At 71.1% G+C, this 14,046-nt stretch carries 10 protein-coding genes; 5 read left to right on the top strand and 5 right to left on the bottom strand.

Annotated features, from left to right (window positions below; genetic code table 11):
* Positions 1 to 72: 72 nt before the first annotated feature.
* A complete protein-coding gene (locus ACFYYF_RS06825; protein ID WP_388772156.1) occupies positions 73 to 1,101 on the bottom strand; it encodes a hypothetical protein in 1,029 nt (342 codons plus the stop codon).
* Between the two features lie 350 nt (positions 1,102 to 1,451).
* On the opposite strand from ACFYYF_RS06825, the gene ACFYYF_RS06820 reads away from it, so the two are divergent.
* The 4 genes from ACFYYF_RS06820 (at position 1,452) to ACFYYF_RS06805 (ending at position 8,365) form a co-directional block, all read left to right on the top strand.
* Positions 1,452 to 1,871, top strand: coding sequence for a CU044_2847 family protein (locus tag ACFYYF_RS06820; RefSeq protein WP_388772154.1), 420 nt, complete (start codon positions 1,452 to 1,454; stop codon positions 1,869 to 1,871).
* A gap of 74 nt (positions 1,872 to 1,945) precedes the next feature.
* Positions 1,946 to 4,024 (top strand): trypsin-like peptidase domain-containing protein, encoded by a 2,079-nt coding sequence (locus tag ACFYYF_RS06815; RefSeq protein WP_388772152.1) that lies wholly within the window; start codon positions 1,946 to 1,948, stop codon positions 4,022 to 4,024.
* Positions 4,025 to 4,076: 52 nt separating this feature from the next.
* Positions 4,077 to 5,027, top strand: a complete 951-nt coding sequence (locus tag ACFYYF_RS06810; RefSeq protein WP_388772149.1) for an AAA family ATPase — start codon at positions 4,077 to 4,079, stop codon at positions 5,025 to 5,027.
* A gap of 2 nt (positions 5,028 to 5,029) precedes the next feature.
* A complete protein-coding gene (locus tag ACFYYF_RS06805; RefSeq protein WP_388772957.1) occupies positions 5,030 to 8,365 on the top strand; it encodes an SAV_2336 N-terminal domain-related protein in 3,336 nt (1,111 codons plus the stop codon).
* A 131-nt stretch (positions 8,366 to 8,496) separates the two neighbouring features.
* On the opposite strand, the gene ACFYYF_RS06800 is transcribed toward ACFYYF_RS06805, so the two are convergent.
* From ACFYYF_RS06800 to ACFYYF_RS06785, 4 genes are all read right to left on the bottom strand, one after another.
* Complete coding sequence (locus ACFYYF_RS06800; RefSeq protein WP_388772147.1) at positions 8,497 to 9,486, bottom strand: malate dehydrogenase; 990 nt, start codon at positions 9,484 to 9,486, stop codon at positions 8,497 to 8,499.
* 613 nt (positions 9,487 to 10,099) lie between these two features.
* Positions 10,100 to 11,020: an XRE family transcriptional regulator gene (locus ACFYYF_RS06795; RefSeq protein WP_388772956.1), complete on the bottom strand. Its 921-nt coding sequence runs from the start codon at positions 11,018 to 11,020 to the stop codon at positions 10,100 to 10,102.
* 316 nt (positions 11,021 to 11,336) lie between these two features.
* Positions 11,337 to 11,828: a DUF3017 domain-containing protein gene (locus tag ACFYYF_RS06790; protein WP_388772144.1), complete on the bottom strand. Its 492-nt coding sequence runs from the start codon at positions 11,826 to 11,828 to the stop codon at positions 11,337 to 11,339.
* A gap of 310 nt (positions 11,829 to 12,138) precedes the next feature.
* Positions 12,139 to 12,993, bottom strand: coding sequence for a bifunctional methylenetetrahydrofolate dehydrogenase/methenyltetrahydrofolate cyclohydrolase (locus ACFYYF_RS06785; RefSeq protein WP_037626775.1), 855 nt, complete (start codon positions 12,991 to 12,993; stop codon positions 12,139 to 12,141).
* A gap of 348 nt (positions 12,994 to 13,341) precedes the next feature.
* Here ACFYYF_RS06785 and ACFYYF_RS06780 point away from each other — a divergent pair, with 348 nt between their 5' ends.
* The gene (locus ACFYYF_RS06780) at positions 13,342 to 13,977 is read left to right on the top strand and encodes a hypothetical protein (RefSeq protein WP_361676454.1); all 636 of its coding nucleotides are present in this window, start codon (positions 13,342 to 13,344) and stop codon (positions 13,975 to 13,977) included.
* Positions 13,978 to 14,046 lie beyond the last annotated feature (69 nt).

The raw sequence follows: 14,046 nt of genomic DNA, 5'->3' as shown, positions 1-14,046 counted from the left end.
CGCTCAGGAACGGACGGGACTCTGGAACGGGAAGGGACTCAGGATCGGACAGGCCTCAGGATCGGACAGGCCTCAGGAGGGACTCGCGCAGGTGAACCCGGTCGGACAGAAGGAGTTCACGGCCGTCGTGAGCTGCTGGGCCATGTCCCCGCCCGGCGGGCCGCTCACGACGACCGCGTACGGCGTGCCGTCGGCGGCCTCGAAACGGTGGTCGACGGTCTCGGTGACCCCGTACTGCTTGCTGTCGTAGCGGTAGCTGAACTCCGTCCAGCCGGTGCCGGTCTGCCGGTCCAGGTACTGGTAGCCCCGGAACCCCTCCGCGATGGACTGGGCCTGGGACGAGGACTCCGTCACGGAGGTCTCCTTGACCTCGAACACCATGAGCTTGCGTCTGCCGCCGGGCGCCGTGTACGTGACGACGGGCGCCAGCCTGCCCTGCGTCTCCTCACGCGCCCAGCCGTCCGGCACGTCCACGGAGTAGCCGAGCGGATCGACCGAACGGCTGTATCCGGGCGCCGGCGCCGGGGCGGTGGTCGCGGCCGGGGCGGTGTACGTGCCCTCACCGCCGGAGGTGTTCGAGGCGCCCGGGGTCACGCCGGGCTGTGACGTCGTGACGGTGACCGAGGGACCGGACGGGTTCGCCTCCGGGTGCTTCGCCGAGTCGTCCCGGGTCAGCGCCCACAGACCGCCGCCCACGCCGCCCGCCAGGACGGCCACGGCGACGATCACCAGGAGCAGCCGCCGCGAGTCCCCGGGCCCGCGCGGCCGGCCACCGCCCGGCGGCGGCACGACACCGCCGGGCCACGTCTGCGGCTGCGACTGCGACTGCTGATGCGACCAGGCGGCCTGGGCCTGCTGCTGGGAGTGGGCCCACTGCTGCTGTTGCTGATGCTGCGGCGGCTGGGGCGGCGGCGGCACGGAGCCCGCGGGCGGAAAGGAATCCGGCCGCATCGGGCCTGCCTGGGTGGCCGCCGCCCACCACTGCTGATCCCCGGCCGGCGGCGCTCCGCCGGCGTCCACTCCGTCCTGAACTCCCCCGTCCGTCGGGCCCGTACCGTCGTCGACCCATTGCCGACGATCCGCGTCCCATCGCTGCGCCATGCCGTCCCCCGCTCCCCGTCGGCCCCACCCGACGGCCCGATCTCGGCGCTTTCCCCACCGAACCTCTGCCGCACCCCTGCCCCCGGCGGACCGTACACAACGACGATAGTGAGGATTCCGCCCCCAGCACCCCTCTTTATGAGGACAAAGCACATACGTTCGATACGTACTTTCCGTACGTCTGTCGCAAGAGAAGTCCGGCAGCATCCGGCCAGGAGGCCCGAATCGCCCCACCCGGATCCGGTCGCCGGGACGGGGCGGTGACCTCACCAGTACGCAACACGACTCAGCGGACGTCGAGTTGGGCGAATATACCGGTGTCAGGGACCTGTCTCTACCAGAATGTGACTGTGTCAACCTCAACAGAGTCGCAGTTCGACGGGCAGTTCGAGGACGGTACGCCTGTCAGGTTCGTCCTCACGCCTGTCCAGGGCGGGACGAGACCCGACCGGGCCGGGGACAGAGACCGTCCCGAGGGCATGGGGACCGCCGTCCCGGTGGCTACGGCCGGCGGAGCCGTCGTGGCTTTCGCGGTCGGCACCCTGCGCCATGCGCTCCGGCCGCTCGGCCCCATGCTCCAGGAAGTGCACGACGCGGTCACGTCCGCGCCCGATCCGCCGACCGAACTGAGTGTGGCCTTCGGCGTCCAGGTCGGACAGGACCTCAAGCTCGGAATCGTCGGCGGAAGCGGCCAGGCCCATCTCACGGTGACCGCCAGTTGGAAACCGACGTCCGGCGGCACTGGTGGCGCGCTGCCGAACGCGGAATGACTATGCGGTGGTTCCGGCCCCTCGGACACGCGGACAACCACCCTCCCGTCTCATGCGCGGCGACGGTTCGCCGCGTGCGGGACGACAAAGTGGCGGGCGGCGGGCTGATCCTCGGCCCCGACACCGTGGTGACGTGCGCGCATGTGGTCAACGACGCCTTGGGCAGGGCACTCTTCGAGCCACGTGCTCCGGGCCTCGAAGACATCACCGTCGAGTTCACGGGACCACGCGCGCACGGCAGGTATCCGGCACGCGTGGCCCACTGGATCGCGCCACGCACCCACGACGGCGCCACGGTGCGCGCGGGCGAGGACCACTGGCTCGGCGACCTCGCGGTGCTCCGGGTCAACGCGCCGGAGGACAGTGTGTGGCCGGCCACCCGGCGGCTGGCCATGACGGCGGGCCAGAAGGTGCGCGCCTGGCACGGCAGCACGGGCGGAGCCACGTTCGCTGACCTGACCGTCAAGTCCGCCGACGGGCCCGTGGCCTACCTCGACGGCGAAGCCACCGGCATGGCGGTCGGTCCCGGCTACAGCGGCGGCCCACTGTGGTGCAGCCGTGACCAGGCCGTGGTGGGTGTCGTCGTGGCTCACTTCATGCCGCCCCAGGACCCCCTCACCGGTGGCCCCGCCGGGTACAGCCCTCAGCATCTGATCCGGCGCAGCTGGGGCATCCCCTGGCAGCACATCGAGACCGAGCTACGTGGCGTCGGCGCCCTCGACCTCCAGGAGGTCGAACCGGCGGACCCCGACGACCCGGCCCGACTGCTGCTCATCGAGGCACTGGAAGCCGCCTTCCCGTCGCCGTCCGGCCGCGGCGACGCGGCCCGGCAACTGGCGCGCGCCTGCGGTGTCGGTGACGGCGGCGAGGTGACTCCTCCCACGTTCGAGGAGTTCACGGACTTCCTCCTCAGCCACCCTCGGGCTCTCGCCGCCTTCACCGAGATACTGCGGCGCCGGGACTCGGCAGCCGCCGACCGCGTCCTGACGGCCGGCCGCCTCTCACCTGGGCCCCGGCTCCTCTCCCCACGCGAATACGCCCGTCTGCACCACCTGTTGCGCGGCGTCGACCGCACGGTGCTCGGACGGTTCGGGGAAGTGGTACGCGCGGCGCTGCCACTGGTCGCCGTGTTCCCGGGCGGGGGCAGCCTCGACACGCTGCTCGACCATCTGGAGACGCTGCCGGGTGACGGCCGCTCGGACGGCACCGACCCACGGGTCCCCGCTCTGCTGCGTGCCATGGAATACCTGAGCGTGCTGTGCGCCGCGCCGCAGCGTGCCGGGCTGCGCATGTGGTCCGACGGGGTGATCGCCCGGCTCGGCATTCCTCGCTCGGCCCTTGCGGAGCGGCGCTCGGACGCCCAGGAATGGGCACGGGACATACGCACACGGTCGGCCCGCGCCCGGGTCCTGGTTGAGGTACGGCAGGCCGGGGCGGAACGCCATCGCCTGCGGATCTGGTGCGACGAGGGCGCGGGGCCCCGGCAGGTCTCGGCCACGGCGGACGTCTCCTACTCGGCGTCCGAGGCCGCCCGCGAACTGTTGCGCACCCTGGAGTCCGTCGCTCCGTCCGCCTCACAGGGCCAACGCCCCCTCGTGGAGGTCCTGGTAGACCGCGGCAGCCTGAATCTCCCCGTCGACGAATGGGAGGGCCGGGCCCCCGACGAGATCGTGCCCGGTGTGCTCGGGGTGGAGTTCCCGCTGGTCATGCACTGCCCGGAGCTGCTGCGCCGTCACGAGCGCTTCCTGCCCGAGTGGCGCCGCCGGTGGAGCCGTCTCGATTCCGGAGCAACCCTGGTCTTCTCGGACGCGTCCAAGGATCCGAACCAGGTCTACTACGAACTGATGGAGAAGCTCGATGCCGTGCGCGTCTCCGTCGACGTGCCGCCCGGTCTGCGCGATGGCATCGTGCAGGTCTGTCTGGCCGTCGGGGTACCTGTAGTGGTGTGGGACCGGGGCCGGGACACGGACTCGCACGCCGTGAGACACATGGCACGGGTCGCCACACGGGAACTGCCCGACGGCGTGCGCTCCTACCGCGCCAGGACCATGGCCCACCCTCACGACTTCCCGGGCCGTCCGGTCCTCGCTTGGGCCGACGCCGACCGCACGGTGCCCCGGCTGCATCTGGCGGAGCCTCAGGAGGGCGTATGAAACCCGATCCCGCGCCTCTTCCACCGCTGACCCACGAACCGCAGGAGAGGTCATGACGACCGCACCCGACGCCGACTGGCGCCTGTTCCGCGGAAGCGGACTGCCCCGGGCCGTGGCCCTTCCGCCGGCGCCGCCCTGGCGTCGCTTCACCCCGTCGCACATCGCCCGGGCCGAACTGCCGTACCTGATCGAGCCACAGCACGCCGATGTCGTCAACGCCGCACTGCATCTGCGCCGTCCGCTGCTCGTGACCGGCCCGGCGGGTACCGGAAAGTCGTCGCTCGCCCGGGCGGTCGCCCACGAACTCGACCTCGGCGAACTGCTGCGCTGGCCCATCAACAGCCGCTCCACCGTGCGCGAAGCCCTCTATCAGTACGACGCCATCGGTCGGCTGCGCGAGACGACCCTGAGCCGCGACCGGGGCGAACGAGAGCCCTCCATCGGCACGTTCGTCCGACTCGGCCCTCTCGGCACCGCACTGGTCCCCTCTGCCGCGCCCCGCGCCCTGCTCATCGACGAGATGGACAAGGGTGACGTCGATCTGCCGAACGACCTGCTCACCGTCTTCGAGGAAGGGGTCTTCGACATACCCGAACTCACTCGGCTCCCCGAGGACGTCACGAACGTGGAAGTGCAGACCGCCGACCACCGCGGCACCGTAAGCGTTCATCAAGGGCGGGTCCAGTGCGTGGAGTTCCCGGTCGTCGTCATCACCAGCAACGGTGAACGCGACTTCCCGCCGGCGTTCCTGCGTCGCTGCGTCCGCCTCGAACTGCCCGTGCCCGACGAGGAGCGGCTGCGCGCCATCGTCGCCGCCCATCTGGGCGAGGACGCGCTACGCGAAGCGGACGACCTCCTGAACGCGTTCCTGCGCCGCCGGGCCCCCGGCGAACTCGCCACGGACCAGCTGCTCAATGCCGTCTTCTTGCGCGTCGGCGGCGTCGATCTGGACGCGGAGGGCCTCCTCGACGCCGTCCTCCACCAGCTGACCGGGGCGATGTGACGATGGCGGGCGGCGGTGACCGGCTCGCCGAGGCCCTCCGGGTCCTGGGCGCATGCGGCCAGGACCTCGACGCGGACCTGGTACTCGACGTGCTCTGGCTCGCCCGGCGTCTGCCGTCGACCGATCAGGCACCCCTGAGCGTCGGCCTGCGCCCGTCCCCGCAGCCCGCATCCCCGGCCGCCGACCCCGAGCCCGCATCGGAGCCCCTTCCGCCACCGGGGCCCGCCCCCGAGCCCGACGACCCGGAGCTGCCCGATCTCACCAAGCCTTCCCTGTACGCGGCGGCCCGCCAGAACCCCGCCCCCGCGTCCTGGCCACGGCAACCGGAGCGGGAACCGCGCAAGGCACTGCCCATTCGGGTCCCGGAGAGCAAGGCCCTCGACGACGAACTCGAACTCGGACGTGCACTGCGTCCGTTGCGGCGCCGTCTGACCAGCCGGCACCGGCTGGAGATCGACGAGGAGCGCACCGCCGCCGAGCTGGCCGAGACACGGCTGCCCGACGTGGTGCAACGTCCCATGCAGGAACGCTGGCTGAGCCTGGTGCTGCTCGTCGACGATGGTGTGTCGATGCTGCTCTGGAACCGGCTCGGCGCCGAACTGCGCACGCTGCTCGAACGACTGGGTGCCTTCGCCACGACCCGCGTCCTCGGCCTGGACACCCATCGCGCACGCGAACCGCGGCTTCGCGCCCGGCCATTTCAGCGCGAGAGCGCCGAGATCCCGCTGAGCGCGGTACGCGACCCCTCGGGCCGCACCCTGGTACTGGTCGTCAGCGACGGGATGGGGGCCGGCTGGCGGAACGGAACCATGCACGATCTGCTGGCGGCGTGGGCTGTCCTGGGCCCGGTCGCCCTGCTGCACACACTGCCGCCCGAGATGTGGGAGGCGTCCGGAATCCACGCCGAACGCTGGCAGGCCACCACCCGGCGGATCGGTGGCGCCAACACGTCCTGGGAGATCACCGACCGGGTGTTGCCGCCCGAACTGGCCGAGTTCACCGGGGTACGCGTCCCGGTCCTGGAGCCGACAGCCGCCGCTCTGCGGAACTGGGCGCGCCTGCTCGCCTCGCCGGGAACCACGGTGGAGTTGCCTCTGCTCGCTCGCCCCAGCCGCTACGCGGCGGTCGCCGCCTCCCGGGACCTGCACAGCGCCCAGCGGTTCCGGGACGCTGCGACTCCGGAGGCGTACCGCCTCGCCGCCCATATGGCCGCCGTCTCGCCGTTGTCGGTGCCGGTCATGCGGCTGGTCCAGACAGCGGTCCCCTGGCCGGCGCGCACCTCGCACCTCGCCGAGGTGTTCCTCGGTGGCCTCATCGGACCGCGTCCAGCACCCGTGTCCGGACCCATACCCGCCAAGCACCTCGTCTTCGACTTCTCCGAGGAGTCCAAGTCCGTTCTGCTGGACGCGGTCCCGCAGGCCGAACTCCTGCGCACAGGGCGCAGCATCGGCCGCAGGCTGGAGCAACTGGCAGGCAATTCGCCCGACTTTCCCGCCTGGCTGATCCATCCGGACGGCATGGCGCAACTGCACGGCTCCCAGAACCCGTTCACCAGTGTCGAGCGGCGACTGCTGACCCGTTTCGGGGTCTCCGTCGACGGCGCGCCCGGCGCCGCCGCTGTCACCGAACCGAACGTGCCGGAGTCCGGCCCGGACGACTGGGCTGCCCTGACGGACGAGGATCCCCGCGCGCTGGGACCGTACACGCTCAGGGGGCGGCGGCGGGGTCGTCGCACAGTGGTCTACCAGGGGTCGACCGCGGAGAACGAGGTGGCCGTACTCCGCGTCCCTCGTCCTGATCTCCCCACAGTGAACGCGCGACTGATCGAGGTGGAGGCCGAGGCTCTCCGGCGGCTCAGCGGCCAGTACGCGCCCGTGCTGCACATCGCCCGGCTCGACGCGACTCCGCCCTGGCTGGCGATGGCACCCGTCGCCGACGCCGACGCGCCCGACAGGCAACCGCCCCGGCTGTCGGAGATCTTCAACAGGGCCTTGCTCGACGGCACGGCTCCGTTCGACAAAATCGCCGGTCTCGTCGTCGCGTGGCACCTGGCCAGCGCCCTCGCCGTCTGTCACGTCAACGGCCTGGTCCTCGCGGACTTCAGTCCCGACAGTGTGTTCGTCCTCAGGCGCTCCGTGGTCCTGGGCAACCTGTCCGACTGCGTCGTCGACGGACGCCACCTCGGAACGGGTCCGGTACCGACGGCCGAGGACAACGTACGATCCCTCGGCGAGATGCTCCAACTCGTCAGCAGCAAAGCCGGCTGGGAGATACCGGCGCTGCCCGAGGGCATGCATCTGTGGCAGGGCGACACGTGGGAACGGCTCCGACTGCTCGTGCTGCGCTGCCTGGACCCCGACCCGGCGCGGCGCCCCATCGCGGGGGCGGTGGCCGACATCCTCGCCCGTTACGTCGCCATGGCCCGGGCGACGCAGGACAGCGAGGGAGCGCCTGTCGTGTCACTGGGCCCCGCGCTGGCGGACATACCCCTCGCTCTGCCGCCCGCCGATGCCCGGCCGGAACGGCGCGCCCGCCTTCGCCTGCCACGGTTCGGTGTCACGGACCGGGACGCACGCCTGCAGCGGCTGCGCACGCCGCTGCGCCGGAGCAAGCGCGTCACATTGGTGGGCTCGTACCATTACAGCGGCCGGGCCACGACGACCATGGTCCTCGGCTCACTGCTCGCCACCGTCCGCGAAGAGCCCGTTCTCGCTCTCGACGGAGCCCCGTCACAAGGAGCTCTCGACTCCTTCCTGACCCAGCGCAACCCAGCCACCCTGCGCGACCTGGCGACCCTGCCCCTGGACGCCTCGTACGACGAGATCCGCGCTCTCACCAACCACTTGCCCTCAGGCCTGGAAGTGCTCGCGCACCGCTCGGGCCACTTCAACTCGAACCCGGTCCATGCCCAGGAGTACGCCCGGGTGCTGACTCAGACGGCGCCGTACTACTCCTTCGTGCTGACCGACTGGTCGCCCAAGCGTCTCGACCGGTCCGCCGAGGTCGCGCTGACCCTCACGGACCAGCTGGTCCTGTGCTCCAGTGCCACCGACCAGTTCCTGGACATGGTGGCGTCCTTGCTCGAGGATCTGCGCGCGTCGGGGCACCGGACGCTCGCGGACGAGGCGATCGTCGTGGCCTCGGAGATCGAGGGACCCGGCCGACCGGCGCGCTCCAGCGAACTCGCGTTCCGTCTCGGCTGCCCCCTTGCGCAGGTCGTCCTCATCCCCTTCGACATGAGCCTGCGCTCTCCTGGATTCCGTGATCTGAGCAAGCTGCGCACGGCGACGACGCGGGCGTTCCTGGATCTGGCCGAGCTGGTGGTCGGCCAGGCCTGAGGCGCCCCGCCCGAACGCACCGATGCCCGGGTGGTGAGCACCACCCGGGCATCGCGTGTACCGCGGCGGAACGAACGCCGCCGGGCCGATCCGGACGAATGCCGTTACGGTTCAGCCCGGTTCGCGTCGGATCAGATCAGGCCGAGGGAGCGGACGGCCTCGCGCTCCTCCTCAAGCTCCTTGACGGAGGCGTCGATGCGGGTGCGGGAGAACTCGTTGATGTCCAGGCCCTGGACGATCTCGTACTGGCCGTCCTTCGTGGTGACGGGGAAGGAGGAGATGAGGCCCTCCGGCACACCGTACGAACCGTCGGACGGGATACCCATGGAGGTCCAGTCACCCTCGGCGGTGCCGTTGACCCAGGTGTAGACGTGGTCGATGGCGGCGTTGGCGGCCGAAGCCGCGGAGGACGCGCCACGGGCCTCGATGATCGCCGCACCGCGCTTGGCGACGGTCGGGATGAAGTCCTCGGCCAGCCACTTCTCGTCGTTCACGACCTCGGCGGCGTTCTTGCCGGCGACCGAGGCGTGGAAGATGTCGGGGTACTGGGTGGCGGAGTGGTTGCCCCAGATGGTCAGACGCTTGATGTCGGCGACCGTGGTGCCCGTCTTCTTCGCGAGCTGGGTCAGCGCGCGGTTGTGGTCCAGACGGGTCATGGCGGTGAAGCGCTCGGCGGGTACGTCCGGAGCGGCGGCCTGGGCGATCAGCGCATTGGTGTTCGCGGGGTTGCCGACGACCAGGATCTTGACGTCGTCCGCGGCGTTGTCGTTGATGGCCTTGCCCTGCGGCTTGAAGATGCCGCCGTTGGCCGAGAGCAGGTCGCCGCGCTCCATGCCCTTGGTGCGGGGGCGGGCGCCGACGAGCAGACCGACGTTCGTGCCGTCGAAGGCGACGTTCGGGTCGTCCGTGATGTCGATGCCCTGAAGAAGCGGGAAGGCGCAGTCGTCGAGCTCCATCGCGGTGCCCTCGGCGGCCTTGAGCGCCGGCGTGATCTCCAGGAGGCGCAGCTTGACCGGCACGTCCGCGCCGAGCAACTGGCCGGAGGCGATGCGGAAGAGCAGGGCGTAACCGATCTGGCCGGCCGCGCCGGTGACGGTGACGTTCACGGGAGTGCGAGTCATGGCGTTCTCCGTATGACAGCTGGCGGTGGGGCGTCCCTGCCCCGGGTGCAGGATCGTCCCCTGCCACCACCGCAATGATCGATCAAAGGTTCCGATGATCGATCTCTCGGCGTCAAGAGAGATCCGCCGCTCAGGCTATCGCGCATCCGGGACGCCGGACGTCAGGGTGCGTGTGGCCCACCCCACAGATGCGGAGTGGATCCCCCGGGCAGGCGGTCGCCGGGACCGGGAGAGGGTGAACTCGGCGACCGCCAAAGGGGGGTACCAGGCACTCCGGGAAGGGATCTCCCCCCTTCCCGGCGCTCCGGATCCCGTGGGGGTACGGTCCGCCTGCCCCCTCAGAACCAACTCAATCCCCCAAAACCAAAGTTTTCGCCGTCCCTCCACAGCCTTCTCTCGCCCCCTCCGCCCCTACCCGTCCCACCCCTGGGGCTCCGCCCCAGACCCCGCTCCTCAAACGCCGGAGGGGCTGGAATGTGCACCCGCAGCCGGGATCCGGCGGAAGGGGACGTGCCGGTACATCGATGGCCGTCGCCACTAACCGTCACTTCTCCGCCCGACAGCGGCGGCCTGATGCACCGGCGCGGCCCCGACCCACCCACCGGACCGGCCGCTAGCCGGTACAGCCCGTCTCTCCCGACCCCAGCGTCACGCAGGCCCTCGCCTCACCGGCACCCCGCACGACGACCATCGGCGTGTACGTGTTCACGTCCGTGCCCACCACGGCGCTCTGCTTGACCGAGGCTCCGCCGGCGCCGTCCGCCGACACCTCGACCCGGTCCCCCACCCCCGCCCGCGTAACCCGAGCCCAAGCCGCCCCGCACGTCTCGCTGTACCGCACCTCCACCAGCGCACCCCCCACGGTCACGCTGGTCGCCGTCGTGGCCAACCGTCCGCTGCATCCCATGGTCTCGGGATCCTTCCCGGCACAGGAGGCCCCGGCGCACTTCACCCCGGACGGCAGAGCCTGCCGAGGACTCGCGGACACCACCGGCTTCTTCGGCGTCCCGGCCACGTCCTCCTCGCCTCCACCCCGGGTGAACCAGACCCCAACACCGACCAGGACCCCCACAACACCGACAAGAAGCAGCACCAACCCCCGCTTCCTGCGCGCGAACCCCTCCCCCGAACCGGCACCGACACCGACACCGACACCGACAGGCCGAGCATCCTCAGGCTCCGCCCCCAACGCCCCCAGCTCCCCCAACGCGGCCCGCGCCCGGGAAATCCGTATCGCTTCCATCGTCGTGTCGTGACGCATCTCCGAACGGCTCCAGGCACGCTCGGCCAGCTCCCACATCGTCGCCAGATGCACGGGACTGGCCCCGGTCACCTCGGCCAGCGCGACGACCGCCCCCTTGGGCGCGAGCAGCCCGGCGTTCAGGTACCGCTCCCAGGATGTCCTGCTGTAGCCCGTCCGGTCGGCCACGGCCGCGACCCCCAGCCCGCTCCGGTCGACGAGCAGCCGCAACTGTCCGACGAACTCCGCCACCCGCGGATCGAGTTCGTCCGGCAGAGCCTTCCAACGAGCCATGCTTTCCCCCAACTTCCCCTGGTAGCACCAGTGTTCCACCCCGCGGACGGGAGTTGAACGGCCGCCGTCACACGGCGCGCACACCGTGCCGGAATGGTCACTTCCGTGCCACAGCGGGCCGAGAGCTGTTGAACAGCGCGTTGCCGTGCACAAGGGTTGACCCCGGGCGGAACACTCGCCCGATCGCGGCCCGTCCTTGACTCGGGGGAGAGGACGGGCCGTCGTCGTTCCCGAGAACGGCAAAGGCCCGCCCCCTGGAGGAGAGGACGGGCCACCGGTGCGCACGAACGGCCGGCACGCGCGTGCCGGCCGCGGTTCAGCGGACCGTGAAGTGCAACGTGTCGTCGAGGAACGGAATCTCCAGCACCGGGTTGGGCTGGGCCATCAGCGCGAGCACCACGATGGCGCCGCCCAGGACGCTGTAGGTGACCATGTCCGTGAAGCGGGAGCGGACCGCGAGCATGCCGACGCTGGGCAGCATCCATCGCATCACGGCCCCCGCGAGCAGCGCGGCGCCGATCAGGATCGTGCCGACGCGGAACACGTCGAGCGCGGTGAGCAGCAGGCCGAGCGCGACGGCGGACAGCACGGTGAGGATGGGCCACTGGCGCGCGGGCGCCGGGGCGTCTCCGGGCGCGGCCCGGCCGCCGCCCTCGGGCCGTGCCGTGTCCCGCGTGAACAGCGGGAAGCGGCGCGTGGTTCGCCGCGGCTCACCCTGGGCGTCGGGCGCGCTGATCGCGTCCCGAACGGTCACCTCGTCCTGCTCGGCCCCGTCCGAGGCACCGTCCGCAGCCTCAGCCCCGGACACAGCCCCACCCGAAGCCTCAGCCCCGACGCCGCTCGCACCCGAAGCCCCAGCCCCGACCTCGCTCCCACCCGAAACGTCAGCTCCGGACACAGCCCCGCCCGAAGCCTCGGCCCCGGACACGACCCCGCCCGAAGCCTCGGCCCCGGCGTCAGCCTCGGCGCCGGCCCCGACCTCAGCCCGCCCCCGGGCCTCAGCCCCGCCGGTCGACGCGGCCTCGATCCCGGTCTCCTCCTCGGCCCTGGACCGCACTCCGGCAGCGCTCGCCCCACCCCCGCGCACGGCGGAGGTCCCGGACTCGTGGGTCTTGCCGTCAGCCGACACTGCGCTCCGCCGCTTCCACCACGTTGACGAGCAGCTGCGCCCGGGTCATCGGGCCGACTCCGCCCGGGTTCGGGGAGATCCAGGCGGCGACCTCGGCGACGTCCGGGTGGACGTCTCCGACGATCTTGCCCTCGGCGCTGCGCGAGACACCGACGTCGAGGACGGCCGCGCCCGGCTTCACGTCCTCGGCCCGGACGAGGTGCGCGGAGCCGGCGGCGGCGATGATGATGTCGGCGCGCTTGAGGTGCGCGGAGAGGTCACGGGTGCCGGTGTGGCACTGGGTGACCGTGGCGTTCTCGCTGCGCCGCGTCAGCAGCAGCGGCATCGGGCGTCCGATGGTCACACCGCGGCCGACGACCACGACCTCGGCACCCTTGATCTCCACGCCGTAGCGGCGCAGGAGCGTGAGGACGCCGTTGGGGGTGCAGGGCAGCGGGGCGGGCTCGTTGAGGACGAGGCGCCCGAGGTTCATCGGGTGCAGGCCGTCCGCGTCCTTGTCCGGGTCCATCAGTTCCAGGATGCGGTTCTCGTCGATGCCCTTGGGAAGCGGCAGCTGGACGATGTAGCCGGTGCAGGCAGGGTCCTCGTTCAGCTCGCGGACCACCGCCTCGATCTCTTCCTGCGTGGCGGTCGCGGGCAGTTCGCGCTGGATGGAGGCGATGCCGACCTGGGCACAGTCGCGGTGCTTGCCGGCGACGTACTTCTGGCTTCCGGGGTCGTCCCCGACCAGGACCGTCCCGAGGCCGGGCGTGACGCCCTTCTCCTTCAGGGCCGCCACGCGGACGGTCAGGTCGGACTTGATCGCGGCTGCGGTGGCCTTGCCATCGAGAATCTGGGCGGTCATGGCCCCCATCCTCCCGGATGACGCGGTCCAGGTTCCAATCCGGGGCCGCCCAGGCCCCCGCACCGACCCCAGCGACGGCCTTCCAGCCGCCTTCCCCCGGTCATCCAGCCGCCTTCCAGCCGCCCGTCGGCGGCCGCAGAGCGCCCGATTCACCCGTATCCGGCCATGATCGTCGATGTTGCACTTGCACAACACATAGGGAAGTTCGCTGGACAAGTAAGAGTCTGCTAAAGAACGATGAGCACACACAGTGTCGCGGGCAGTACCGGGGGGACGGACCGCTCTGTAGAAATTCCTCCGAACCGTGCCGCGCGTAGTCCCCGCACCAGGCAACGGAGGAAACCCGCCATGAGTTTCGGCGACCCGAACAACCCCTACGGCCCCCCGCCGCAGCAGCCTCCCGCCGCCCCGCCGGGAGCCCCCGGCTACGGGTACCCGCAGGCCCCGCCGACCGTGCCCCCGCAGGGCTACGGCTACCCGCAGCAGCCCGCGTACCCCGGCTACCCGGGCGGCAACATGATGCCGCCGACCATGCCGGGCCTGATGGTCACCGCGCGCGTGCTGCTCTACATCGTGGCGGGCGTGCAGATCCTCATCGGCATCTTCGCCATCTTCGGCGCCGCGACGATCAACGACGCGTCCAACGCGGGCGAGGACACCTTCGGCGACAACGGCCTGTCCGACATCGGCCACGCCTCCGCGGGCATCATCTTCGTGTTCGCGCTGATCTTCCTCGGCCTCGCGGCCCTGTCGATCACGCTGGGGGTGAAGTTCACCAGAGGCGGCCAGGGGATCCGTATCACCACCATGGTCTACGGCATCCTGGGCTCCCTGATGGGCTTCCTCGGCCTGATCAACGCGGCGGACGTCGGCTCCTCGGCGTCGCTGGTGTTCGCGCTGCTGTGGATCGGCTTCGGCGGTGTGATGGCGGCGGCGATGATCGCGCCGTCCGGCGCCGCGTGGTTCAACCGTCCCCGCTACTGAACGCTCCGTTTCACGCCGAGGGCCGTGTCCCACCCCGCAGGGGGAGACACGGCCCTCGCGTTCGTCCGC

The organism is Streptomyces sp. NPDC001914 (assembly GCF_042891215.1).
Classification (GTDB): Bacteria; Actinomycetota; Actinomycetes; order Streptomycetales; family Streptomycetaceae; genus Streptomyces.
Note: the sequence above shows the minus strand (reverse complement) of the source record. Positions and strands in the feature narration are given on the sequence as shown.

Coding starts and splice junctions, on each gene's coding strand:
- ACFYYF_RS06825 (WP_388772156.1), bottom strand. CDS start 1,101: ATGGCGCAGCGATGGGACGCGGATCGTCGGCAATGGGTCGACGACGGT.
- ACFYYF_RS06810 (WP_388772149.1), top strand. CDS start 4,077: ATGACGACCGCACCCGACGCCGACTGGCGCCTGTTCCGCGGAAGCGGA.
- ACFYYF_RS06805 (WP_388772957.1), top strand. CDS start 5,030: ATGGCGGGCGGCGGTGACCGGCTCGCCGAGGCCCTCCGGGTCCTGGGC.
- ACFYYF_RS06800 (WP_388772147.1), bottom strand. CDS start 9,486: ATGACTCGCACTCCCGTGAACGTCACCGTCACCGGCGCGGCCGGCCAG.
- ACFYYF_RS06795 (WP_388772956.1), bottom strand. CDS start 11,020: ATGGCTCGTTGGAAGGCTCTGCCGGACGAACTCGATCCGCGGGTGGCG.
- ACFYYF_RS06785 (WP_037626775.1), bottom strand. CDS start 12,993: ATGACCGCCCAGATTCTCGATGGCAAGGCCACCGCAGCCGCGATCAAG.
- ACFYYF_RS06780 (WP_361676454.1), top strand. CDS start 13,342: ATGAGTTTCGGCGACCCGAACAACCCCTACGGCCCCCCGCCGCAGCAG.